Below are 23,360 nucleotides of genomic sequence, written 5' to 3'. Positions count from 1 at the left end.
GAGAGGTGATCGATGGGCGACGCGGGACCCCCTGGTCCGGTGATGGACCGGGACGAGGTGGACCGTGCCCTGGCCCGGCTCGGCGCCGAGCACGAGGCGGTCGAGACGTCGCTGCTCGCGCTCCAGGACCACGCCGGACGCCGCCTGCTGGAGGGCGCCGAGCTGACCGGGACGACCCGGGACCGCTGGGCGTCGGCCGAGCAGGCGATCACGCTGCTGTGGACGTACTTCGACGCGTACGCGGGCACACTGCGCACGGCGCGGGAGATCCGTTCGCGGCGCCGCTGGTCCAGCCGGGACGACCTGGTGGAGCTGACCGAGCTGCTGCGCGGGGAGTGCGTCACCGTGGCGTCCGGCGCGGGCGGCTCCGCGCCGTCGTCGATCACGGGTCCGGCGAAGCTGTCGGAGCGGTTCACGCTGGCCGCGCTCGTGGAGCGGATGAACGAGCTGTACGCGTCCTCGCTCGACATGGTGGTGGCCGCGGACGCGGTCTGGTCGGCGCTGCCCGCCCGGATAGACATGCTCGCGGCCGAGCTGGGGCGCACCCGGCAGCTGGCGCACTCGGTGGGGGTGCGCCCGGGTGAGCATCCGGCGGGCGACGACCTGGAGCGGATCACCGGCGCGCTGACCCGGCTGCGCGCGGAGGTCGTGTCGGACCCACTCACGTACTGGCAGAAGGCGCCGGGGAGTTCGGCGCCGGGCGGCGGCCGTCCCGACACGGCCGCGTACGACCGGCAGGCGCGGGCGCTCGACGAGGTGCGGCGCGAGATCGAGGCCGTGCTGACCGTGCGCCAGGACGCGGAGGCGCGGCTCGGCAAGCTGCGGGACGTGCTGTCGCGGGCGGACCGGACGCTCGCGGAGGCGCGGTCGGCGCGCGGCGAGGTCCTCGCGAAGATCGCCGCGTCGGAGGTGCCCGCGGTGTCGGGTCCGCCGACGGCGCTCCAGGAGCAGCTCGCCGCGGCGGCCGACTACCGGCGGCACGGCCAGTGGCACCGGCTGTCGCCGCTCCTGGAGTCCCTGGAGTCGAAGGCGGAGGACGAACTGCTGCGCGCCCGCGAGTCGTTGACGGCCGTGACGGCGCCGCTGGCGGTGCGCGCCGAGCTGCGCGGCCGGCTGGACGCGTACAAGGCGAAGGTGGCGCGACTCGGTTTCGCGGAGGATCCGTTCCTGGTGGAGCGGTACGACGCGGCGCGCCGCATGCTGTGGAGCGCGCCCTGCGATCTGCGGGCGGCCGAGGCGGCGGTGCTCCGCTATCAGCGGGCGGCGGCCGAGACGCTGTCGTCACCGGGCGGGCCCGCGGGGGCCACGCCCACGGACCGGAGGGGGGAGCCGTAGCCGTGAAGTGCACGCGGCCCGGTTGCACGGGCAGTTACGAGGACATGGGCGGGGAGCTGTACTGCGACACGTGCGGCCTCAAGCCGGCGTCGACGCCTGCGGGCGCCCTGTCGGAGGGGTCGTCGCGCAGTGCGGCGACGCACGCCTCGGCGTCGCCCGCGCCCCGGACTCCGGGCACCTGTCAGCGGCCCGGCTGCGGCGGCCGGTACGAGGACGTGGGCGGCGGCGAGCTGTACTGCGACACGTGCGGGCTGGCGCCGGTGGTGTCGCCGACGGGGATGGTGTCGTCGCCGCCGACGGGGATCGCGGGCGGCGGTTCGCGGGGTTCGCAGAGCTCGTCGAGCGCGCGAGCGTCGTCGCGGACCTCGTCACGGTCCTCGCAGTCGCGCCGCTCGGTGTCGGGCCGGCTGTCGCGTTCGCTGTCGGGTGCTTCGACGTCGCGGTCGGTGTCGGTGCGCAGTTCGGGCGCCTCGGCGAGCAGTTCGGGCCGGGCGCGCCTTGGCGCCGGTCTGGTGCGGGTGCCGGACGTGCCGCGGCCCGACCCGCGCGCGATGGTGCAGAAGCATCCCGAGGTGCCCGAGCGGAAGCGATTCTGCTCGCGTTCGGACTGCGGGGCGCCGGTGGGCCGGGCGCGCGGTGACCGGCCAGGCCGGACGGAAGGGTTCTGCACCAAGTGCGGGCACCCGTACTCGTTCGTGCCGAAGCTGGCGACGGGCGACATCGTGCACGGCCAGTACGAGGTCGTGGGCTGTCTGGCGCACGGTGGGCTCGGCTGGGTGTACCTGGCGATCGACCGTGCGGTGTCGGACCGCTGGGTCGTCCTGAAGGGTCTGCTCGACACGGGCGACCAGGACGCGATGGCGGCGGCGATCTCGGAGCGCCGCTTCCTGGCGGAGATCGAGCACAGCAACATCGTGCGGATCTACAACTTCGTCGAGCACCTCGACCAGCGCACCGGTTCCATGGACGGCTACATCGTCATGGAGTACGTGGGCGGCAAGTCCCTCAAGGAGATCGCCAACGAGCGGCGCACCCCGGACGGCAAGCGGGATCCGCTGCCGGTGGAGCAGGCCTGCGCGTACGGGATCGAGGCGCTGGAGGCGCTCGGTCATCTGCACAGCCGCAATCTCCTGTACTGCGACTTCAAGGTCGACAACGCGATCCAGACCGAGGACCAGCTCAAGGTCATCGACATGGGCGCGGTCCGGCGGATGGACGACGACGAGTCGGCGATCTACGGGACGGTCGGCTACCAGGCGCCGGAGGTCGCCGAGTTCGGCCCGTCGGTCGCCTCCGACCTCTACACGGTGGCGCGCACCCTCGCGGTGCTGACCTTCGACTTCCAGGGCTACACGAACGTGTTCGTGGACTCCCTGCCGGACCCGGACACCATCGAGGTGTTCCGCCGCTACGAGTCCTTCTACCGGCTCCTCGTGCGGGCCACGGACCCGGACCCGGCGCGCCGGTTCGCTTCCGCGCAGGAGATGGCGGAGCAACTGACGGGTGTGCTGCGCGAGGTCGTGGCGCTGCAGACGAACCGGCCGCGACCGGCTCTCTCGACGCTGTTCGGTCCCGAGGTGAAGGTGACGGACACCGAACTGTTCCGCGCTCTGGACGGTGACGTGTCGCAGCTCGGGGTACGGGCCGTGCCGCAGCGCGGACGGCGCGGGTCCCGGTCCGCGGCGCCGCCCGCGGCCCCGGCCCGGCCCGCGCTGCCGCCCTCCCCCGCCGAGCTGGTGCGCCCGCTCGCGGCGGCGGCCACGGCGCTGGCCCTGCCGGTGCCGCGGGTCGACCCGGGCGATCCGAACGCCGGGTTCCTCGCGGGCCTGATGGCGTCGGCGCCGGCCGAGCTGATCGCGGCACTGCACGCGGCGCCGACGGGCTCCGTGGAGCTGCGGCTGCGCGAGCTGCGGGCCCGTCTGGAGATGGGCGAGACGGACTCGGCGCACCGGGGCCTGACGGCCCTGGAGGCGGACCATCCGGACGACTGGCGGGTGGTCTGGTACCGGGGCGCGGCGGCGCTCGCGACGGGCGACCACGCGAACGCGGCGCTGTCGTTCGACGCGATCTACGACGCGTTCCCGGGCGAGCCGGCGCCGAAGCTGGCGCTCGGCGTGTGTGCGGAGGTGCTCGGCCAGTTGGACAACGCGGCGGAGTACTACCGCCTCGTGTGGGCGACGGACCCGAGTTATGTGAGCGCCGCGTTCGGGCTCGCCCGGGTGCAGTGGGCGGCCGGGGACCGGGGCGGCGCGGTGCGCACCCTGGAGTCGGTGCCGGAGGCGTCGATCCACTACACGGCGGCGCGGGTCGCCGCCGTACGGGCCCGGCTGCGCGGCCGGACGGCGGGAGGCACCCCGCAGGGGGACCCGCTGCTCGGGGATCTGACGGCGGCGGCGGGGCAGGTGGAGGCGCTCGACGCGTTCGGTCTGGACGCCGTGCGCCGCGAGGAGTTGTCCACCGAGGTCCTCGGTACGGCGCTGGACTGGGTACTCTCCGGTAGGCAGGGTTCCGCTCCGCCGCAGGCCCCCGCCCGCGCGGCGGTGCTCGGCAGCGACCTGGACGAGCGCGGCCTGCGCCTGGGCCTGGAGCGTTCGTACCGGACACTGGCCAGGCTCGCCCGGCGGGGCGAGGAGAGGATCGAACTGGTGGAGCGGGCCAACCGTTACCGCCCCCGGACGTGGGTGTGAGTTGATGTCGCAGACGCAGAAGGCGGCCGCCATGTCAGTGTGTCCCAGCTGCGCGGAACCGCTCGAGGAGAGCGACCGCTTCTGCGGCGCGTGCGGGTACGACCTGTCGGCGGGGCCGGACGACCGGCCGACGCTGACGATGGCCGCGCCCGACCTCGGGCCACAGAGCACGCCGGACGGCGAACCGGAGCACGCCTCCGTGGAGTGGCCGGCCGCGCAGGAGGTGGACAGCTCGGACACGCCCGCGCCGGTGCATCTGCCGACCGATCTGGAGGGCACGGACTCGGCGGGCGGTGAACTGCCCACGGCGGTCCGCTTCGACGGGCCCGACGCCGCGGCGGACGACGCCGGTGAGGACTTCCGGCTGGCGGCGCCCGACCCGCGGACGGCGACGACACAGGAGCTGGAGGCGGCGACGCCACCGGCCGGCACCAAGCTGTGCGTGGCGTGCCGGTCCGGACAGGTCGACCCGGACGGCTACTGCGAGAACTGCGGGCACGCCCAGCCGCGCGAACGCGACCACATGGAGCAGGAGTTGGGCGCGGTCGCCGCGGTCAGCGACCGGGGTCTGCGCCACCACCGCAACGAGGACGCGTTCGCGGTGTCCTCGGCGGCACTGCCCGACGGCTCCCCCGCGGTGGTCGCCGTGGTCTGCGACGGGGTGTCCTCGGCGACCCGGCCGGACGACGCGTCCCTGGCCGCGTCCCGGGCGGCCAACGAGGCGCTGCACGAGTCGCTGCCGCGCGGCACGCACCCGCAGCAGGCGCTGCACGAGGCGATCGTGGCGGCGGCCGACGCGGTGAACGCGCTGGCGGCGGAGCCGGAGACGGCCCGCGAGCACCAGCCGCACCAGAACGCACCGGCCTGCACCTTCGTCGGTTCGGTCGTCACCAAGGAGCTGCTCGTCGTCGGCTGGGTCGGCGACTCGCGCGCCTACTGGGTGCCGGACGACCGGACGGCGCCCGCGGCCCGCCTCACCGAGGACGACTCGTGGGCGGCGCAGATGGTGGCGGCCGGGCTGATGAACGAGGCGGAGGCGTACGCCGACGAGCGGGCCCACGCGATCACGGGCTGGCTCGGGGCGGACGCGTACGAACTGGAGCCGCACACCGCCTCGTTCAAGCCGGACCGGCCCGGAGTGGTCGTGGTGTGCACGGACGGACTGTGGAACTACGCGGAGTCGGCGCAGGACATGGCGCGGGTTGTCCCGGCCGACGCGGCGGCGCGACCGCTGCACGCGGCGCAGGTTCTGGTCGGTCACGCCCTGGACGGCGGCGGCCACGACAACGTAACAGTGGCGGTGCTGCCGTTCCCCGTCCCGCCGACGGGGGCAGGATCGGCCTGATCCGGTCTGCCACAGAAGGCCTGATACAGCAGGGGGACTTGTCACATGGCCAACTTCTCGAAATCGAACGCCCCGCAGTTCTCGGTGGAGGTCTACCAGAACGAGTACCTGCCGGAGGGGGGCCGTGAGGTCAACGCGATCGTCACGGTCACGTCCACCGGCGGCGGCACGGTCGGAGCGGCGAGCGGCGCGGTGGGGGCGCCGAACCTGTACAGCGCGGGCGGGGGCCCGGACGCGGCGGTCGCGCTGATGGTGGACTGCTCGGGCTCGATGGACTATCCGCCGACGAAGATGCGCGGTGCCCGGGAGGCGTCGGCGGCGGCGATCGACACGCTGCGCGACGGGGTGCGTTTCGCGGTGATCGACGGCACGCACGTGGCGCGGGAGGTGTATCCGGGCGGCGGGCGCCTCGCCGTGGCCGATCCGGCGACCCGCGAGGCCGCCAAGCAGGCGCTGCGCAAGCTGTCGGCGGGCGGCGGCACCGCGATCGGCACCTGGCTGCGCCTCGCCGACCGGCTCCTGTCCTCGCCCGAGGTGTCCCCGACGGCGGTGCGACACGGCATCCTGCTGACGGACGGGCGCAACGAGCACGAGTCGCCGGAGGACCTGAAGGCCGCGCTCGACCACTGCTCGGGCCGCTTCACGTGCGATGCGCGCGGGGTCGGCACCGACTGGGAGGTGAAAGAGGTCACAGGGATCGCCTCCGCGCTGCTCGGCACGGCGGACATCGTCGCGGATCCGGCGCATCTGGCCGGGGACTTCACGCAGATGATGGAGACGGCGATGGGCAAGGAGGTCGCGGACGTGGCGCTGCGCCTGTGGACCCCGCTCGGCTCCGAGATCAAGTTCGTCAAGCAGGTGGCGCCCGCGGTCGAGGAGTTGACCGACCGTCGCACGGAGGTGGGCCCGCGCGCCGGGGACTATCCGACGGGCTCGTGGGGCGACGAGTCCCGCGACTACCACGTGTGCGTGCAGGTGCCGAACGCGGAGCTGGGCCAGGAGATGCTCGCGGCCCGGGTCTCGCTGGTGATCCCGCAGCCCGACGGCACCGCGCAGGCGCTGTCGCAGGGTCTGGTGCGGGCGGTGTGGACGGACGACATGGCGGCCTCCACCTCCATCAACCCGCAGGTCGCGCACTACACGGGCCAGGCCGAACTGGCGCAGGTCATCCAGCAGGGACTGGACGCCCGCAAGGCCGGTGACGTGGACGGGGCGACCGCGAAGCTGGGCCGCGCGGTGCAGCTGGCGGCGCTCTCCGGAAACGCGGACACCGCGAAGCTGCTTTCGAAGGTGGTGGACGTGGTGGATGCCGCGGAAGGTACTGTTCGATTGAAGGCGAAGGTCGCGGAGGCCGACGAGATGACTCTCGAGACCCGGTCCACCAAGACGGTTCGCGTGAAGAAGCAAGCCTGAAGCAGTACGACCGAGCAGCACGCCTGACAGCCAGGCACGTGAAGGAGAGGGGGAAGCGCCGACATGCCGACCTGCCCGAACGGACACCAGTCGGGTTCCGACGACTGGTGCGAGGTCTGCGGTCACCGCATGGCCGGTGCCGTGCCCCCGCCCCCGCCGCCGCCCCCGGCCGCCGGTTACGGATATCCCGGACCGTCGGTGCCGCAGGCGCCGCAGGGCGGCGGACCGGGCGCGCCCGAACTGTGCCCGCAGTGCCGTACGCCGCGTGAGGGCGGTGCGCCGTTCTGCGAGGAGTGCCGCTGGAACTTCCTCACGAACACGGCGACGTCGTACACCCCGGCCGCGCCGAACCCGCCGCTGCCGCACACCTCCGGTGGTCCGCAGGGGGCGCAGGGCGCCAATCCGGCGCTGCGTTTCCAGCAGCCGCCGCAGGGGCCCGACCCGTACGAGTACCAGGGTTCGCGGCCCTCGCAGATGAACCGGCCGGCCGAGCCGATCCCGCCGAACCCGTTCGGCGGCGAGCCCTCGGGGCCGATGGCTCCGCCGCAGGGTCCGCACGGGACGGGCGGCGGTGTCCCGCAGGCCTTCCAGCAGCAGCCGCCGCCTCCTCCGGCGCCTGTGCAGCCCGGCCCGCCCGGTCCCCCCGCGCCGCCCGCTCCGTCCTTCGGCGGCGGCGGGGACGACTGGGTGATCTCGCCCCCGTCCTCGCAGCAGCCGGGTCCGCCCGCGCCGCCGCCGCACGGCTTCCAGCAGCAGCCGATGCCGCCGGCACCGCAGCCCGCTCCGCCCGGCCCTGTGACCTGGTCGGCGACGATCGGTCCGGACCGCGAGTACTTCATGGCGATGATGCAGCGCAGCGGGCCCGAGGCCTCGGGTCTGAACCTGCCCGCGTACTCGCCGGAGCAGCGCCGTGAGCTGGTGGGCAACCAGATCTCGATCGGCCGCCGCCGGCACTCGACCGGAGACACCCCGGACATCGACCTGTCGGTGCCGCCGGAGGATCCCGGGGTCTCGCACCAGCACGCGGTGCTGGTGCAGCAGCCGGACGGTTCGTGGGCGGTCGTCGACCAGAACTCGACGAACGGCACGACGGTCAACGGCGGCGACGAGCCCATCCAGCCCTTCGTCCCGATCCCCCTCCAGGACGGCGACCGCGTCCACGTCGGCGCGTGGACAACGATCACGATCCATCGCGGCTGAGGTCTTCTGGGCCGGTCGTCCGTCTGACGGCCGGTGGGGGCTGGTCGCGCAGTTCCCCGCGCCCCTGAAGGCATGCGGCTTCGCCGCGCCTTCCCCGATGAAAGGTGCCCAGCACCTTGATCGGGGAATTCGACCCGAAGGGTCTGCATTTCAGGGGCGCGGGGCTGTGTCCATCAGCGGCTCCGCCGCGGGGCGCGACCAGCCACGACGAAAGCCGCACCCGCCCACGGCGACCGAGCGGCACCCCCCTAGGCGGACCCCCGCAAAAGCCACACGTGCGGCCCCGCCGGATCGTCCAGCCACGCCCAGGCCCGCCCCCGATCAAGCGTCACCCCGAACCGCTCACGCCCGGGCCGCCCCTCCCGCTCCCACACCCGGAGCACCTCCCGCGCGTCCACACCCCCGTACTCACCGACCAGCGTGAGCACGAACCGGAACCCCTCGTCCCGTGCGAGACTCCGCGGCAGCCTCCCGGCCCACCCGGATCCGGCCTCCCCGTCCCCGGCCCCGCCGCCGGTCCCCCGCAAGGACACGAAGTACGCCGAGGTCCGCAGGAACCTCCCCTGCGCGAACCCCGCGTCCCGCACCGTGAGCACGACGATCCCGGTGGAGAGCGGCGCCAGGATCCGCGCCCCCGGCCGGCACTGCTCCAGCCACACGGACGGCACCCCGCGCAGCGCGCACGTCACGATGATCCGGTCGAACGGCGCCCGCTCGGGGCAGCCGCGCGCCCCGTCCCCGGTGACGACGACCGCCCGGTACCCCGCGGCGGCGAGATGGGCCCGCGCCGACTCGGTGATCTCGGGGTCGAGGTCGACGGTCGTGACGGCGTCGGGCCCGAGCCGGTGCGCGAGCAGCGCCGCGTTGTACCCGGTGCCGGCGCCGATCTCCAGGACCCGGTCCCCGTCCTCCACTCCGAGCTCGACGAGCATCGTCGCCATGAGCGAGGGCTGGCTGCTGGAGGAGATCAGCTCCCCGTCCCGCATCCGGGTGGCCAGCGGCTGGTCCGCGTAGGCTCCCTCCAGCCAGCGCAGGCGCCGCCGCGGGTCGGGATCCTGCCCCCACAGCCGCTCGTAGCCGCCGGGGACGCCGACGATGTAGTAGGGCACGAAGAGGTGGCGCGGCACGGCGGCGAACGCCTCCCGCCAGCGGGGATCGGCGGCGAAGGCCCCGCTCAGCTCGATCTCGCGCACGAGTGCGGCCCGTGCCCGCTCCGCACGGACCGCGAGGTCACCGTCGCTGTCGCCGCCGCCCTCGGCATCGGCGCGCTCTGCACACATATGTCCACCCTGCCCCGGTGGCCACGGTTCGGCGAGCCCCGGGCGAGTCCTAAGGCTCAGGTCCTCGGCCGGGGTGTCTGAGACGATGGACGGGTGACTGAGATCCCGCGCGACACGCTTCAGGAGCTGACGTTCTACGAGCAGGTGGGTGGCGAGGAGACGTTCCGCCGCCTGGTGCACCGGTTCTACGAGGGCGTGGCCGCGGACCCGCTGCTGCGTCCGATGTACCCGGAGGAGGACCTGGGCCCGGCCGAGGAGCGGCTCGTGCTGTTCCTGATGCAGTACTGGGGTGGCCCGCGCACGTACAGCGAGCACCGGGGTCATCCGCGGCTGCGGATGCGGCACGCGCCCTTCCAGGTGGACCGGGCGGCGCACGACGCGTGGCTGCGGCACATGCGGGACGCGGTGGACGAGCTCGGCCTGTCCGAGGAGCACGAGCGCACGTTGTGGAACTACCTGACGTACGCGGCGGCCTCGATGGTGAACACCGCCGGCTGAGCCCCGGCACACCCCGCGCGCCCGGGGCGGAGGCACCGCCTCCGCCCGATCTCCGGCACACGGGCTCCACATTCCGGTCACGATCCGGTCCAGACCTCTTCCGCAATGCGTACCGCCTCTGACAACATCCGGACAGACTTTCGGGGATGTACGGCGTAGAGCACAGGGGATACGGGGGCGGCCGGCATGTGGGATTTTGTCCTCCTACGGGTGCGGGCGCACCGCCTGCTGCTGACCGCGGCCGTCCTCGCCGTCCTGCTCACGACCTCCGTCCTCGCGATGCTCAGCGCGTTCTCCGGGGCGATCGGCGACGCCTCGCTGCGGCACATGCTGCGTACCCGGGACGCGACGACGACCGCGCTCGTGGTGAAGGCGGACGTGCCCGCGTCGGGCCGCGACGCCGCCGCGAGCGCCGTCCGCAAGGGCACCGACCGCGCCTTCGACGGACTGCCGGTGCGCCGGCAGTCGCTCATCTCCTCGGGTGCGTACGCGCTGCCGGGACCGGACCGGGACCGGCCGGATCTGACCCGGTTCGCCGTCCTCGACCGTTCCGAGGTGAAGCTGACCGACGGCCGGCTCCCCCGGGCCCGCGCCGGGAAGGTGGTCGAGGCGGCGCTGCCGCAGGCCGCCGCGCAGCAGCTCAAGCTCGCGCCCGGTGACCGTCTCGTCCTCACCGACCGGCTCGGCGGCAAGAAGCTCACCGTCGAACTGACCGGCGTCTACCGCCCGGCCCGCCCGCAGTCCCCGTACTGGGCGCTCGACGAGCTCGGCGGGCACGGCGTGCAGAAGGTGAGCTTCACGACGTACGGGCCGCTGATGGCGGACCCGGAGCTGCTGTCCGGGGGCCGGGTCGGCGCAGGCGAGTCGGCGTGGCTGGCCGCCGCGGACTTCTCGGCGGTGACCACCGGACGGATCGACGCGCTGCGCGACGCGGCGCGGGCGGGCACCCGGCAGCTGGAACACGACCCCGCGCTCGCCGGCTCGGTGACCGTCACCGGTTCGCTGCCCGACGTGCTGACCCGGGCCGAGCGGGCGCTGCTCGTGTCGCGGTCCACGCTACTGATCGTGGCGCTGCAACTGGTGCTGCTCGCCGGGTACGCGCTGCTGCTCGTGGCGCGGCTGCTGAGCGCCGAACGGGCCGGGGAGACCTGGACGTTGCGGGCGCGCGGCGGTTCCCGGGGGCGGATCGCCTCGCTCGCGGCCCGGGAGGCGCTGCTGCTCGCGCTGCCCGCCGCGGTGTGCGCGCCGCTGCTCGCGGGCCCGCTGACCCGGCTCGTCGCCGCGCAGGGCGCCCTGTCCCGGATCGGCCTGAAGCTCGACGTGGGGGTGGGCGCCGCCTCGGTGTGGCTGGTCGGCATCGGCGTCGCGGTGGGCTGCGCGCTCGCCGTGACGCTGCCCGCGCTGACCGCGCAGGGCCCCGGCGGCGGCCGGGCCAGGGCGCTGCCCGCGCCGCTGCGGGCCGGCGCCGACGTGGGCCTGCTCGTCGTCGCGGCCGTCGCCTACTGGCAGTTGGACCAGCAGACCTCCGGCACGGGCGCGCTGAGCAGCGACAGCAAGGGCAGTCTCGGCATCGACCCGCTGCTCGTGGTGGCGCCCGCGCTGGCGCTGCTCGCCGGCACGGTGCTCACGCTGCGGCTCCTGCCGCCGGTCGCGCGGCTCGCGGAGCGCGGCGCGGCTCGCGGCCGGGGGCTGTCGATGGCGCTCGCGGGCTGGCAGTTCAGCCGCCGCCCGATGCGCGGCGCGGGCCCGGTGCTGCTCCTCGTCCTCGCTTCGGCGATGGGCATGCTGGCCGTCGGCCAGGGCGCCTCGTGGGACCGTTCGCAGCGGGACCAGGCGGACTTCCGGGCGGGCGCGTCGGTACGGGTGCAGGGCACGGAGCCCGGCATGGCGCAGGCGGCGGCGTATCCGGCGGTGCCCGGCGTCAAGGACGCGGCGCCCGCGCGGCGGATCGAGGTGCCGCTGCAGAGCGGCCGGACCAGTACCGCGCTGGCCCTGGACACGGCCCGCGTCCACGACGGGATGCTGATGCGCGACGACCTCTCCGGCTCGACGCCCCAGAAGGTGCTCGGCACGGTCCGCCCGGCGCGGGCCGGCGACCCGGGTGTGCCGGTGCCGAAGGACGTGCGCGGCCTGTCGTTCGCGCTCCGCGCGGTGAACGTCCGGGGCCAGGAGGGCGCGCCGCCGAACGAGACGACGTCGGTGGCGGCCACGGTCGTCGACCGGTTCGGCCTGCCGTACCGGCTCTCCCTCGGCGCGCTGCCCGTCGACGGCCGCGAGCACCGGCTCGACGCGGACCTGGGGCGGGCCGCGCATCCGCTGCGGCTCACCGGCCTGGAGTTCGTGACGGAGCGGCACATCGGCTCGGACGCCTCGCAGAAGGTCGTCCTGCGGTCCGTGCGGGCCCGCACGGCGGCGGGCGCCGACCCGCGGCTCGACCTTTCGGTCACGAAGTGGCGCACGCAGCTCCCGGACCCCGAGGGCGCGACGAGCGGGGACGGTTCCGCTGCGGCGGGCGACGCCCCGGCGACGGCGCCGCGCGTCGGGCGGGCCGGATCCGGGCTCACGTTCACGTACAACACCGGGTTCGTCCCCGCCGGTGACGTCGGGTTCTTCGTGACCGCGCCGAGCACGACGGTGCGGCTCACGGTGCGCCAGCAGGTGGCGCTCACCGTCCCGGCGGTGGCCACCGACCGGTTCCTGGCCTCGGCCGACCTGAAGAAGGGCGACACCATGGACCTGCCGGTGCCCACCGGCACCGTACGGATCCGGATCGCCGGATCGGTCCGTGCCCTGCCGACGACCGGCGCCGCCGACCCCGAGCGCGACGGCGGGGCCGTCCTCCTCGACCTGCACGCGGCGAACCGCGCGCTCACCGAGGTCGGTTACCCGGCGCTCGACCCCGACGAGTGGTGGCTGGCCACGAAGCCGGGCGGTGACGCGCGCGCCGCCGCGGCCGCGCGGGACCTGCCGGGCGTCGACGCCTCGCAGGTGACCTCGCGCGCCGAGCTGGTCGACGCGCTGCGCGACGACCCGCTGGGCGCGGGCCCGCAGTCCGCGCTGTCGGCGGCGGCCCTGGTCGCCGCGGCGCTCGCGGCGGTCGGCTTCGCCGTCAACACGGTGGGCTCGCTGCGCGAACGCGGCGACGAGTTCGCCGTCCTCACCGCCCTCGGCGCGTCCCGCCGCCGGCTCACCCGGCTCGTCGCCGCCGAGCAGGGCGTGCTCGTCGCGATCGGCCTGCTGGTGGGCGCCGCGCTCGGCGCGTTCCTGACCCGGGCCGTGGTGCCGCTGATCGTGCTGACCGGTGACGCGGCCCGGCCCGTGCCCGAGGTGCTCATCCAACTGCCGCCGTCACAGGTCGCGTTGCTGCTCGGCGGCGTCGCCCTGACCCCCGTACTGATCATCGCGGCGCTCGCACTGCGCCGGCCGCCGCAGCTCGCGTCCGTGCTGCGCACGCAGGGAGGCGAGTGACATGGCGGGCCCCACCGCTCCTTGGGTGCGCACCCGGCTGCGCACCGCGCCCGGCACGGCCGCCGCGCTCGGCGTGCTCGTGCTGCTCGCCGCGTTCCTCGCCGCCTCGTTCCCGCGCGCCGTCGCGGGCTACGAGGACGACGGGCTGCGCCGCACCGTCGCCGAACTCCCGCCGCACCGCGCCGTGCTGGCCGTCACGACCGCCGAACCCGGCATCGGACGGCCCGACTCCGAGCGGGCGCAGCTGCTGCGCGGGGACGTCGTCCGCGACGCGTTCGACACGGTCCACGGACTGCTCCCCGCACCCTTCAAGATCGACGCGCACACCTCCTCGTACGGGGTGCGGTCGACGAACGCGCCGGCCGCCGACGAGCAGTGGCTGCCCCGGCCCGACCGGCGGCCCGCCCGCTTCCAGCTCTACGCGCAGAGCGCCCTCGCCGACCACACCACCGAGGTGACGGGCCGGCTGCCGCGCACGACCGCGGCGGCCACCGAGGTGGAGGCCGCGGTGACCCGGCCGGTCGCCCAGCGGATGCGGCTCAAGCCGGGCTCGGTGCTGCACCTCCCGGCGGGCGGCGAGAAGCGGATCACCGTACGGATCACGGGCGTCGTCACGCCCGACGACCCGGCGGGCGGCTACTGGGGCATCGACACCCTGCTGCGCACGCCCGAGCTCAGGCACGAGGACCCCCGCGACCCCGAGTCGCCCCGCTACTGGCTGGCCGGACTGATCCTGGCGCCGGACGCGGCGCCCGTCCTGCTGCGGATGGACGCCAAGCCCGAGCAGTACCTCCAGTACCTGCCCGACGGCTCGGACCTGACCGCCTCCGACCTGCCCCGGCTGCGCGACATGCTCGCGAACATGACCGCGGGGCAGGGCCTGTTGAAGGCGCGCGAGGCGACGAACGCGCCCTACACGTTCATCGCGTCCGGCCTCGGCGACGCCCTCACCTCCTACGAGCGGCTGCGCGCCGGTATCTCGCCGGTCGTGTCGGTCGCCGCGTACGGGACGGCGACGGTCGCCTGCATCGTGCTGCTGATGGCGGGCGGCCTGGGAGCGGACCGGCGCCGGGGCGAGTTCGCGCTGCTGCGCTCCCGCGGCGCCTCCCTGAAGGGGATCGCCGGGCGGCTCGGTGCGGAGACCGCCGTGGTGGCGGTGCCCGCCGCGGCCCTCGGCTGCTTCCTCGCCGTCCGCGCCCTGGATCACGGCACGCTGTTGCCCGCGGTCCTGGGAGCGGCGGCCGTCGCGATGCTCGCGTGCGCGGCGCTGCCCGTGCGGGCCCTGTTCGCGCACCGCACCGTGCGGATGCAGGCCGAGCGCGACGACGTGGCCACCGCCCGCCCCTCGGCCCGCCGCACGGTCGCCGAACTGACCGTCCTCGTCCTGGCGATCGGCGCGATCGTGGCCCTGCGCCGGCGCGGCACGGGCGACGGCGACAGCCTGGTGGCGCTCGCCCCGGTCCTGGTCGGGGTCGTCGCCGCGTTCCTCCTGGTCCGGCTCTACCCGCTGCCGCTGCGCCGGCTCACCGGCCCGATGTCCCGGCTGCGCGGCGCGGTCGGCTATCTGTCGCTGGCCCGCGCGGGCCGGGCGCAGGCGGGCGCGGGCACGGCGGTGCTGCCGCTGCTGGCCCTGCTGACGGCGCTGACCACGGCGGCGTTCGGCGGCAGCGTGCTCGCCGGGATCGACGCGGCCCGCGACCGGGCCGCCCTCCTGGCGACCGGCGCGGACGCCCGGGTCGCCCGGTCCCAGCCGCTGCCCGAGGGCACCGCGGCCCGGGTGAAGGCGGTGCCCGGCGTGCGGGACGTCGCCCCGGTGGCGCTGCGCACCGACCTGCGCACCGGCGCGGGCCGCACGGTGAGCGTGGCGGCGGTGGACCGCGCCGCGTACGCCCGGCTGTCCCGGCACACGGGCCTCGGCGCGTTCCCGGCGGACGCGCTGGCCCCGGCGGCGGGCGGCAAGGGCCCGGTGCCGGCGCTCGCCTCGTCCTCCCTGGCCCACCGCTTCCCGGACGGCCGCCTGACCCTCCAGGTCAACGGCCAGGAACTGCCCGTCCGGATCACCGTCGTCCGTTCCACGACACCTGCCCTGGCGGACGACGCCCGCGACTTCCTCGTCATGGACGCCGCCGGGTTCGGCCGGGCGAGCGGCACCACCACCGACCCGAGCACCCTGCTCCTCACCGGCGACGCCATCGACGGCGCCGCGCTGCGCAAGGCGGCGGGCAGCGGCGTCGTCGACACCCTCGCCGCCGAGCGCGCCCGGTACGTAGACTCGCCGCTGCAGTCCGGGGCGACCGACGTGTACGTGTCGGCGGTCGCGGCGGGCGCCGGGTTCGCGGTGCTGGCGCTGATGCTGTCGCTGGCCCGGGCCACCCCGGAACGGCTCGCGCTCCTGGCCCGCCTGCGTACCCTCGGCCTCACCCGCCGCCAGGGCCGCCGCCTGCTGATCCTGGAGGCGCTGCCGCAGGCGCTGCTCGCGGCGGCGGGCGGCACGCTCACCGGCTGGGCCGCGATCCGTCTGCTGGCCCCCGGCCTCGACCTGTCGACGCTGGCCCTGGCCGACGCCCGGAGCGCCGCGGCCTCCCGACTCACCACCGACCCGCTCTCGCTCGCCGTACCGGCCGTGTGCGTGCTCGGCATCGCGGTCGGGGTGGCGGCACTGCAGGCCTGGTGGGCGGGGCGGCGCGGCTCGGTGAAGGAGCTGCGGGCGGGTGAGTCCGCATGACACACGACGACTCGAACGAGCTGACGTCGACGAACGGGGAGGCCGTACAGCCATGACGACAGAGAGCACCACGACCGGCGCCGGCCCCACCCTCGCCGACCTCGAACAGCGGGCCACCGCCCACCGGGACCGGCCGGCCTTCGGCCACGACGCCCTGATCAGCTGCGACCGTCTGGTCCGCATCTTCACGACGGACGGCGTCGAGGTGCAGGCCCTCCAGGGCCTCGATCTCCTGGTCCGCGAGGGCGAGTTGATGGCCCTGGTCGGCGCCTCGGGCAGCGGCAAGTCGACCCTGATGAACATCCTGGCGGGCCTCGACGAGCCCACGGCGGGCGCCGCCAAGGTCGCCGGGTACGACCTGCTCGCCATGACCGCCAAGGACCGTCTGCGCTACCGCCGCGAGGCCGTCGGCTTCGTCTGGCAGCAGACCGCCCGCAACCTGCTCCCGTACCTCACGGCCAGTCAGAACGTGGCCCTGCCCATGCAGTTGCGCGGCCGGACCAGCCGCTCGAGGAAGGCGGCCCGCGCGGCCGAACTCCTCGACCTGCTGGGCGTCGCCGACTGCCGCGACCGCCGCCCGCAGCAGATGTCCGGCGGACAGCAGCAGCGCGTGGCGATCGCGGTGGCCCTCGCCAACGAGCCGAAGGTGCTCCTCGCCGACGAGCCGACCGGTGAGCTGGACTCGCACACGGGTGAGCAGATCTTCGCCGCGTTCCGCACGGCGAACGAGGAACTGGGCACGACGGTCGTCATCGTCACGCACGACCAGACGGTGGCGACGGAGGTGCGCCGCACCGTGGCCATCCGCGACGGCCGCACCTCGACGGAAGTGCTCCGCCACACCCAGGTCGACGCGACGACGGGCCAGGAATCCCTGATCTCCCGCGAGTACGCCATGCTCGACCGCGCGGGCCGCCTCCAACTCCCGTCGGACTACACGGAATCCCTGGAAATGCGCGACCGCGTCATGCTGGAACTGGAGTCCGACCACATCCAGATCTGGCCGGACGACCAGGAGAGATAGCGGTCGCCCGCGGGTCCGGTGGGGGCTGGTCGCGCAGTTCCCCGCGCCCCTGAAATGCACGCCCTGCGGGCAGTATTTCCCCGATGAAGGCGCGGCGAAGCCGCAGCCCTTCAGGGGCGCGGGGCCGTACCCGATCAGCGACTCCGTCGCGGGGCGCGAGCAATCTGCCCCTGGGGCGCACGAAGTGTGCCTTCAGGGGCGCGGGGAACTACGCGAGAAGCCCCACCGGCCGGCACCCGCCGACGAAACGGTCGAAGCTACGGCGCGCGCAGCGCGAGCCTCAGACGGGGCTGACCGACAACCCGCCGAGGCCGGCCGACGGCCGCCGATAGACAACCGCCCCATAAGCCGTCCGCAGCCGAACCCACGCCCCGGCGACGAGAAGATCGACCGACTCCCCGCGCAGAAAACCCAGCGAAACCGCGGCGTGAGCGACCCGCACGGGAACCCCGCTGCCCCCGATCTCCCGCGACCAGATCTCGCGCCCGACCCGATCGAGCTCACTACGGGTCCGCGCCTCGGGATCCAGCCCCTCGACCCGCTCCCGGAACTCGACGACCGCAGCCCGGACGAGCCCCCGCAGCGCCTCCCCACCGGGAAACTCCTCGACGACCCGCCACCCCCCGCGAGGGGGAAGCACCCCGGCCCACGGCGGCCCGGTCACCGCGCCCGGAACGGATACCGTCCCGGCCGCCTCGTCCACGGCCTCCAGAAGCTCCCCCGCGGACACGGTGACGTCGAGCGCGTCCTCGACCCCGTTCTCGTACGGCTTGAGCAGCCGCACCGCCCGGACGGCCAGCACCTCGAAGGAGGGCGGCCGGCCGAACACCGCGAGCGCCTGCCCACCGGCCTGCGCCTGGAGCCGTACCGCGGCGGCCTTGTCGTAGTGCAGCAGCCGACCGAGGAAGGCGGCGAGGTCCGCCGCCTCCCCGGCATCGGCGAAGTGCAGCACCGGCGCTGCGGTCCCGCTCATGCGGCGAGCGCCTCCGCACGGTCCACGTCGTCGTCCCGGTACTCCTCCAGGAACTCGCGCTCCTCGGCGGTGATCCGGCGCGGCCGCTGCGCCTCGAAGTCGAACGGCACGATGACCGTCGCGGCCCGGACGTACACCTGGTCCGGGTCCTTGACCTCGTAGGCGAGCGTGAACGACGCGGCCTTTATCTCGGTGACCCACAGCTCGATGCTGACCGGGGTGTGCCGGTGCACGAGCTGCCGCTTGTAGTCGATCTCATGGCGTGCCACGACAGACCCCTGCTGGAAGTCCTTGTCCGGGCGGAACAGGAAATCGATGCGCGCCTCCTCCAGGTACCGGAGGAACACGACGTTGTTGACGTGTCCGTACGCATCCATGTCCGCCCAGCGCAGGGGGCAGGCGTATACGTGGCGAGCCATCAGCCGCGGGTCAGCTTCTTGTAGGTGGCGCGGTGCGGACGGGCCGCGTCCGGACCGAGCCGCTCGATCTTGTTCTTCTCGTACGACTCGAAGTTGCCCTCGAACCAGAACCACTTGGACTCACCCTCGTAGGCGAGGATGTGCGTGGCCACTCGGTCCAGGAACCACCGGTCGTGGGAGACGACCACAGCGGCACCGGGGAACTCGAGCAGCGCGTTCTCCAGGGAGCTGAGGGTCTCGACGTCGAGGTCGTTGGTCGGCTCGTCGAGGAGCAGCAGGTTGCCGCCCTGCTTGAGGGTCAGCGCGAGGTTCAGGCGGTTGCGCTCACCACCGGAGAGCACGCCCGCGGGCTTCTGCTGGTCGGGGCCCTTGAAGCCGAAGGCGCTGACGTACGCGCGCGACGGCATCTCGACCTGCCCGACGTTGATGTAGTCGAGCTCATCGCTCACCACGGCCCAAAGAGTCTTCTTCGGGTCGATGTTGGAGCGGTTCTGGTCGACGTACGAGATCTTGACGGTCTCGCCGACCTTGATCGAACCGGAGTCCGGGGTCTCCAGACCCTGGATCATCTTGAACAGGGTCGTCTTACCGGCACCGTTCGGACCGATGACACCCACGATGCCGTTGCGCGGCAGCGTGAAGCTGAGGTCGTCGATGAGGACCTTGTCGCCGAACGCCTTGCCGAGGTTCTGGACCTCGACGACGATGTTGCCGAGCCGCGGGCCCGGCGGGATCTGGATCTCCTCGAAGTCCAGCTTCCGCATCTTCTCGGCCTCGGCGGCCATCTCCTCGTAGCGCGCGAGACGCGACTTGGACTTGGTCTGCCGCCCCTTGGCGTTGGACCGCACCCACTCCAGCTCTTCCTTGAGCCGCTTCTGCCGCTTCTCGTCCTTCTTGCCCTCGACCTTGAGGCGCTCGGACTTCTTCTCCAGGTACGTGGAGTAGTTGCCCTGGTACGGGATGGCGCGACCGCGGTCGAGCTCGAGGATCCACTCCGCGACGTTGTCGAGGAAGTACCGGTCGTGGGTGACGGCCACGACGGCGCCCTTGTACTGGGCCAGGTGCTGCTCCAGCCAGTTCACGGACTCGGCGTCGAGGTGGTTGGTGGGCTCGTCGAGGAGCAGCAGGTCGGGCGCCTCGATGAGCAGCTTGCAGAGCGCGACGCGGCGCTTCTCGCCACCGGAGAGGTTGGTGACGGGCCAGTCGCCGGGCGGGCAGCCCAGGGCGTCCATGGCCTGCTCCAGCTGACCGTCGAGGTCCCACGCGTTGGCGTGGTCGAGGTCCTCCTGGAGCTTGCCCATCTCCTCCATGAGCTCGTCGCTGTAGTCGGTCGCCATGAGCTCGGCGACCTCGTTGAAGCGCTTGAGCTTGCCCATGATCTCGGCGGCGCCGTCCTGCACGTTCTCCAGGACGGTCTTCGACTCGTCGAGCTTCGGCTCCTGCATGAGGATGCCGACGCTGTAGCCGGGCGAGATGAACGCGTCACCGTTCGACGGCTGCTCGAGGCCCGCCATGATCTTCAGGACCGTCGACTTACCGGCACCGTTCGGGCCGACGACACCGATCTTCGCTCCGGGAAGGAAGTTCAGGGTGACGTCATCGAGGATCACCTTGTCGCCGTGCGCCTTGCGCGTCTTGCGCATGGTGTAGATGAACTCAGCCAAGAGAAACCGTCCGGCAGTCGAAGTACGGGTCCGCATCAAGCGGCTCCACCGCGTGAGGGCAGATACACCCCATCTTGCCTGACGGCCACCCCCCGGGGGAAACCCGTATCGGAGCGGGGCCCTGAGCTGGGCTCCTCCCCCGCACTCTCAGGCAGCGTGGCGTCACTGTCGGCGATCTCGCGTGTGCCCTGTCGTCCGGCCGTGACCCACGCCACGGACCGCTCGGTGACGCCGATGCCGATCCGAGCCCGCGGGGTCTGCACTGGAAGGTGCCGCTGATCGTCGAGTGGGCGGGACCGGAGCCGTTCGTCTGGGTCGACGACGAGATCAGCGCCCTGGACAGCGACTGGGTCGGCGCCGCGCACCCCGGGCCGCACCTGCTGCACCGCGTGGACCCGGCGCGGGGGCTGACCGACGCCGACTTCGCCGTGCTCGGCGACTGGCTGCGGGCCGTGGCCTAGAGGGGGTCGGTCAGTCGTAGGGCGTCGAGGCGCGCCATCTCGTCCTCCGAGAGGCGTAGCGCGCCGGCCGCCATGTTCTGTGCGAGGTGGTCCGGGTCACCGGTTCCCGGGATCGCCAGCACGTGCGGACCCTGCTGCAGGGTCCAGGCCAGCCGGACCTGTGCGGTGGAAACGCCGTGCGCGCGGGCGACGGCGCACACGGCGTCGTGGTCGGCGGGCCCCGGACCCGCCTCGCGTCCCGAACCGGCGATCGCGAAGAACGGGACGAAGGCGATGCCGAGCTCGCCGCAGAGCCGCAGGAGTGCCCGGTCCTCGCTCGCCGCACCGATTCCGTACGGGTTCTGCACGCAGACGACCGGGGCGATGGCCCGGGCCTCGGCCAACTGCTCGGACGTGACATGGGAGACGCCGAGGTGGCGGACGAGGCCGGCCTCGCGCAGTGCGGCCAGCGCGCCGAAGTGCTCACCGATCGAGCCGCTCCGCCGGCTCGGGGGCACGCGCAGGTTCACGACGTCCAAGTGGTCGCGGCCGAGTTGGCGCAGGTTCTCCTCGACCTGGCCGCGCAGCTGTTCCGGTTCGGCCCACCACCACGCGCCCGAGGGGTCGCGGCCCGGCCAGACCTTGGAGGTGATGACCAGGTCCTGCGGGTACGGCGCCAGCGCCCGGTTGATCAGTTCGTTGGCGGAGCGCGTCGCCGAGAAGTAGAAGGAGGCGGTGTCGATGTGGTTCACGCCGAGTTCGACCGCCTGCCGGAGCAGGTCGATCGACCGGTCGCGGTCACGCGGCACACCCCGGTCGAAGGGCGCGGTACCCGTCAGCCGCATCGCGCCGAACCCGACGCGGTGGACACTCAGGTCACCGAGTTGCCACGTATCCGTGGCAGGTCCGGTATTCGTCTGTGGGCTCATGGCAAGGATCTCCTCTTGCTGCTCGGAAACGAGGAAGCGACGGGGTGCCGGGGGTGACGGGGGTGACGGGGGTGACGGGGTGGAGCGTCCGGATCGACGCGCGGCGCCGTTCAGGTCGCCCGACCGGGCGAGGACGCCTCTCGGCGGGCCCCTTTGATCCACCGGTCCCCCGGTGGCCCCGGGCATGAAAAAAGCCTCCTCGGCGGATCGGAGTCCGCGCCGAGAAGGCTTACGTGATGATCGGAATTCTAGCAGGGCAGCGCCTCGGAGAGGCCCTGCCCTGCGTTCTCGCCCTGCGCTCTTTCGGCAGCCGCGGCCGCGTCAGTCGTTCTGCTGCTCCGGGGTCGGAGTCTTCTTGCGGCGGGAGAGGAACAGGGCGCCGCCGCCGATGACCACGAAGGCGATGGCCGCTCCCGCGATGATCGGGGTCGCGTTCGAGCTGCCGGTCTCGGCGAGGTCCTGGCCGGGGGTGCCGGTGCCGCCGACGGACGCGGGGCTCGGGCGGGTCGTGGCCTGGGGGCGCAGGCCGCCGTCGTCGGAGGTGACGGCGAGGGCCGCCGACGCGGTGCGGCAGTCCAGGACGCCGCGCAGGCGCTTGGTGAAGCCGTGCGGGCCCCGGATCGTGAAGTCGTAGGCCTGGTCCTCCTGCAACGGGATCGTCACCGTCTGCGTGGACTCGGCGGGGATGGAGTACTCGGTGTCCATCAGGGTGAAGGTGAAGGGCGCGTCGCCCTTGTTCACCGCGGTGATGTCGACGCCGCCCTTCGCGCAGTTCTCGCGGGCGGACAGCGCGGGCACGGGCCCCTTGGCGGCCCAGGTCGCGGTCGCGGTCGCGGAGACGGCGGACTCGCTGGAGCCGGCGAGGATCTGGGTCTGGCTGCGGCTGTCGGAGGTGAAGGCGCGGCCGACGGGCACGGTCGTCGAGCCCTGCACGGTGAGCGCGGCCGAACCGGCGGCGGCGTCCTCGGGCACGTCGAAGTAGATCTTGCTGCCGTCGGAGGCCGAGACGACGGGCTCGCCCTTGTCGTCGACGAGCTTCACGCCACCGGAGGCCGCCTCGGCGGGCGGGGTGACGGTGAGCGCGTCCGCGTTCGTCCGCACGGTGACCGGGCCGAGCCGCTCGCCCGGGTGCCCGGACACGGCGGACGGCGCGAGGCTCAGCGAAGCGGTCGGCTCGGTGAGGTCACGGGCGCTGCGCTGCAGATAGTCGGCGAGCTTCTCGGCGGCGGGACTCTCCGCGTCGACGTCCGCCCCGTCCGAGTACCGCCAGATCGCGACCTGGGTGCCGGTCGCCGCGTCCTGCTCGGTGAGGCTGCCGGCGCCGGCCTTGCGGGCGAGCGCGGCCAGGTCGTTCACCTGCGGGTAGGAGTTCTGCAGGATCCAGCGGATGCGGCCCGCGTCCTTGTTCTGGCTCAGGGACGTGCCGCTCCAGGGGGTCTCCTGGTACTTGGCGTCGGTCTGCGTCGGGTTGTGGAGGTCGACGCAGTACGTCTGCAGCGTGCCGCCGCCGTCGACGGTCATCCGGAACAGGCCCGCGGGGAGCTTCTCGTCACGGCCGCTGTCGTGCAGCACGGCCGTCCCGTAGGTCTCGAGGCCGCCGAGGGTGGCGCCGGCGCCACCCTCCTGCTGGGTGCCGTCGTCGGCCTGAGCCGCTGCGGCGCCGGCTATCGCCCCGGCGGCCAGGAGGCCGGACACGGCGACCGTCGCGGCGGCCCGGGCACAGGCCCGCCCGCGCCACGAGGCCCGCACGGCCCGCGAGAACACAGAAAACACGTAATCCCCTTCAGGCGGAACGCGTCGACACATGGGGGGTGGTGTCCCGCCGGCAGATCGAGGTCACTTCGTCGCCAACCACAGTGACCCGAGCGACATCTGAGGCTCCGTGAACCCGCTGAGCCGCCTCGATTCGCTCGAGCCACGCCCGGCATCCTAGGTAAGCGGCTGTTCACGATCCCCGCAG

15 protein-coding genes and 1 pseudogene are annotated in these 23,360 nt (G+C 73.7%); 10 read left to right on the top strand and 6 right to left on the bottom strand.

What is annotated here, in order from left to right; genetic code table 11:
• Window positions 1–12: 12 nt before the first annotated feature.
• The 5 genes from ACZ4E1_RS20215 (at window position 13) to ACZ4E1_RS20195 (ending at window position 7,980) form a co-directional block, all read left to right on the top strand.
• Window positions 13–1,335: a hypothetical protein gene (locus ACZ4E1_RS20215; protein WP_467540965.1), complete on the top strand. Its 1,323-nt coding sequence runs from the start codon at window positions 13–15 to the stop codon at window positions 1,333–1,335.
• Between the two features lie 44 nt (window positions 1,336–1,379).
• Window positions 1,380–4,022, top strand: coding sequence for a serine/threonine-protein kinase (locus tag ACZ4E1_RS20210; RefSeq protein ID WP_467541341.1), 2,643 nt, complete (start codon window positions 1,380–1,382; stop codon window positions 4,020–4,022).
• Between the two features lie 31 nt (window positions 4,023–4,053).
• A complete protein-coding gene (locus tag ACZ4E1_RS20205) occupies window positions 4,054–5,367 on the top strand; it encodes a PP2C family serine/threonine-protein phosphatase (protein WP_467540963.1) in 1,314 nt (437 codons plus the stop codon).
• 45 nt (window positions 5,368–5,412) lie between these two features.
• Window positions 5,413–6,780 carry a vWA domain-containing protein gene (locus tag ACZ4E1_RS20200; protein ID WP_467540961.1) on the top strand — a complete coding sequence of 456 codons (1,368 nt, stop codon included), beginning with the start codon at window positions 5,413–5,415 and terminating at the stop codon, window positions 6,778–6,780.
• 63 nt (window positions 6,781–6,843) lie between these two features.
• Window positions 6,844–7,980: an FHA domain-containing protein gene (locus ACZ4E1_RS20195; protein ID WP_467540959.1), complete on the top strand. Its 1,137-nt coding sequence runs from the start codon at window positions 6,844–6,846 to the stop codon at window positions 7,978–7,980.
• 248 nt (window positions 7,981–8,228) lie between these two features.
• On the opposite strand, the gene ACZ4E1_RS20190 is transcribed toward ACZ4E1_RS20195, so the two are convergent.
• Window positions 8,229–9,260, bottom strand: a complete 1,032-nt coding sequence (locus tag ACZ4E1_RS20190) for a methyltransferase domain-containing protein (protein WP_467540957.1) — start codon at window positions 9,258–9,260, stop codon at window positions 8,229–8,231.
• Between the two features lie 93 nt (window positions 9,261–9,353).
• Between ACZ4E1_RS20190 and ACZ4E1_RS20185 the strand changes: the two genes are divergently transcribed.
• From ACZ4E1_RS20185 to ACZ4E1_RS20170, 4 genes are all read left to right on the top strand, one after another.
• The gene (locus ACZ4E1_RS20185) at window positions 9,354–9,758 is read left to right on the top strand and encodes a globin (protein ID WP_188338887.1); all 405 of its coding nucleotides are present in this window, start codon (window positions 9,354–9,356) and stop codon (window positions 9,756–9,758) included.
• 186 nt (window positions 9,759–9,944) lie between these two features.
• Window positions 9,945–13,226 (top strand): FtsX-like permease family protein, encoded by a 3,282-nt coding sequence (locus ACZ4E1_RS20180; RefSeq protein ID WP_467540955.1) that lies wholly within the window; start codon window positions 9,945–9,947, stop codon window positions 13,224–13,226.
• A gap of 1 nt (window position 13,227) precedes the next feature.
• Window positions 13,228–15,951, top strand: coding sequence for an FtsX-like permease family protein (locus tag ACZ4E1_RS20175; protein WP_467540953.1), 2,724 nt, complete (start codon window positions 13,228–13,230; stop codon window positions 15,949–15,951).
• A gap of 52 nt (window positions 15,952–16,003) precedes the next feature.
• On the top strand, window positions 16,004–16,975 hold the full coding sequence (locus ACZ4E1_RS20170) for an ABC transporter ATP-binding protein (protein WP_467540951.1): 972 nt from the start codon (window positions 16,004–16,006) through the stop codon (window positions 16,973–16,975).
• 280 nt (window positions 16,976–17,255) lie between these two features.
• Here the strand turns inward: ACZ4E1_RS20170 and ACZ4E1_RS20165 are convergent, their stop codons facing one another.
• The 3 genes from ACZ4E1_RS20165 to ettA are packed head-to-tail and all read right to left on the bottom strand — an operon-like array spanning window position 17,256 to window position 20,031.
• Window positions 17,256–17,948: a DUF8010 domain-containing protein gene (locus tag ACZ4E1_RS20165; protein ID WP_467540949.1), complete on the bottom strand. Its 693-nt coding sequence runs from the start codon at window positions 17,946–17,948 to the stop codon at window positions 17,256–17,258.
• A complete protein-coding gene (locus ACZ4E1_RS20160) occupies window positions 17,945–18,367 on the bottom strand; it encodes an acyl-CoA thioesterase (protein WP_188338882.1) in 423 nt (140 codons plus the stop codon). The genes ACZ4E1_RS20165 and ACZ4E1_RS20160 overlap by 4 nt, the downstream gene beginning before the upstream one ends.
• A complete protein-coding gene (ettA, locus tag ACZ4E1_RS20155) occupies window positions 18,367–20,031 on the bottom strand; it encodes an energy-dependent translational throttle protein EttA (protein WP_467540947.1) in 1,665 nt (554 codons plus the stop codon). Before ettA ends, ACZ4E1_RS20160 begins: the two co-directional genes overlap by 1 nt.
• Window positions 20,032–20,264: 233 nt before the next feature.
• Here ettA and ACZ4E1_RS20150 point away from each other — a divergent pair.
• Window positions 20,265–20,492: pseudogene (locus ACZ4E1_RS20150) on the top strand (HAD domain-containing protein); the annotation flags it as partial.
• Here ACZ4E1_RS20150 and ACZ4E1_RS20145 read toward each other — a convergent pair.
• The gene (locus ACZ4E1_RS20145) at window positions 20,489–21,400 is read right to left on the bottom strand and encodes an aldo/keto reductase (RefSeq protein ID WP_467540945.1); all 912 of its coding nucleotides are present in this window, start codon (window positions 21,398–21,400) and stop codon (window positions 20,489–20,491) included. The pseudogene ACZ4E1_RS20150 and the gene ACZ4E1_RS20145 sit on opposite strands and share 4 nt — an antisense overlap.
• Before the next feature lie 321 nt (window positions 21,401–21,721).
• Entirely contained in the window at window positions 21,722–23,164 is a 1,443-nt protein-coding gene (locus tag ACZ4E1_RS20140) for a Cys-Gln thioester bond-forming surface protein (RefSeq protein ID WP_467541339.1), read from the bottom strand.
• Between the last annotated feature and the right edge of the window lie 196 nt (window positions 23,165–23,360).

The sequence above is a fragment of the Streptomyces sp. NPDC025806 genome, from assembly GCF_055558275.1.
Note: the sequence above shows the minus strand (reverse complement) of the source record. Positions and strands in the feature narration are given on the sequence as shown.

What these genes read in the sequence shown, in the direction of transcription:
- ACZ4E1_RS20210 (WP_467541341.1), top strand. Translation starts at nt 1,380, where the DNA reads ATGGGCGGGGAGCTGTACTGCGACACGTGCGGCCTCAAGCCGGCGTCG.
- ACZ4E1_RS20175 (WP_467540953.1), top strand. Translation starts at nt 13,228, where the DNA reads ATGGCGGGCCCCACCGCTCCTTGGGTGCGCACCCGGCTGCGCACCGCG.
- ACZ4E1_RS20160 (WP_188338882.1), bottom strand. Translation starts at nt 18,367, where the DNA reads ATGGCTCGCCACGTATACGCCTGCCCCCTGCGCTGGGCGGACATGGAT.
- ACZ4E1_RS20205 (WP_467540963.1), top strand. Translation starts at nt 4,054, where the DNA reads ATGTCAGTGTGTCCCAGCTGCGCGGAACCGCTCGAGGAGAGCGACCGC.
- ACZ4E1_RS20190 (WP_467540957.1), bottom strand. Translation starts at nt 9,260, where the DNA reads ATGTGTGCAGAGCGCGCCGATGCCGAGGGCGGCGGCGACAGCGACGGT.
- ACZ4E1_RS20195 (WP_467540959.1), top strand. Translation starts at nt 6,844, where the DNA reads ATGCCGACCTGCCCGAACGGACACCAGTCGGGTTCCGACGACTGGTGC.
- ACZ4E1_RS20165 (WP_467540949.1), bottom strand. Translation starts at nt 17,948, where the DNA reads ATGAGCGGGACCGCAGCGCCGGTGCTGCACTTCGCCGATGCCGGGGAG.
- ACZ4E1_RS20215 (WP_467540965.1), top strand. Translation starts at nt 13, where the DNA reads ATGGGCGACGCGGGACCCCCTGGTCCGGTGATGGACCGGGACGAGGTG.
- ACZ4E1_RS20180 (WP_467540955.1), top strand. Translation starts at nt 9,945, where the DNA reads ATGTGGGATTTTGTCCTCCTACGGGTGCGGGCGCACCGCCTGCTGCTG.
- ACZ4E1_RS20170 (WP_467540951.1), top strand. Translation starts at nt 16,004, where the DNA reads ATGACGACAGAGAGCACCACGACCGGCGCCGGCCCCACCCTCGCCGAC.
- ACZ4E1_RS20200 (WP_467540961.1), top strand. Translation starts at nt 5,413, where the DNA reads ATGGCCAACTTCTCGAAATCGAACGCCCCGCAGTTCTCGGTGGAGGTC.
- ACZ4E1_RS20145 (WP_467540945.1), bottom strand. Translation starts at nt 21,400, where the DNA reads ATGAGCCCACAGACGAATACCGGACCTGCCACGGATACGTGGCAACTC.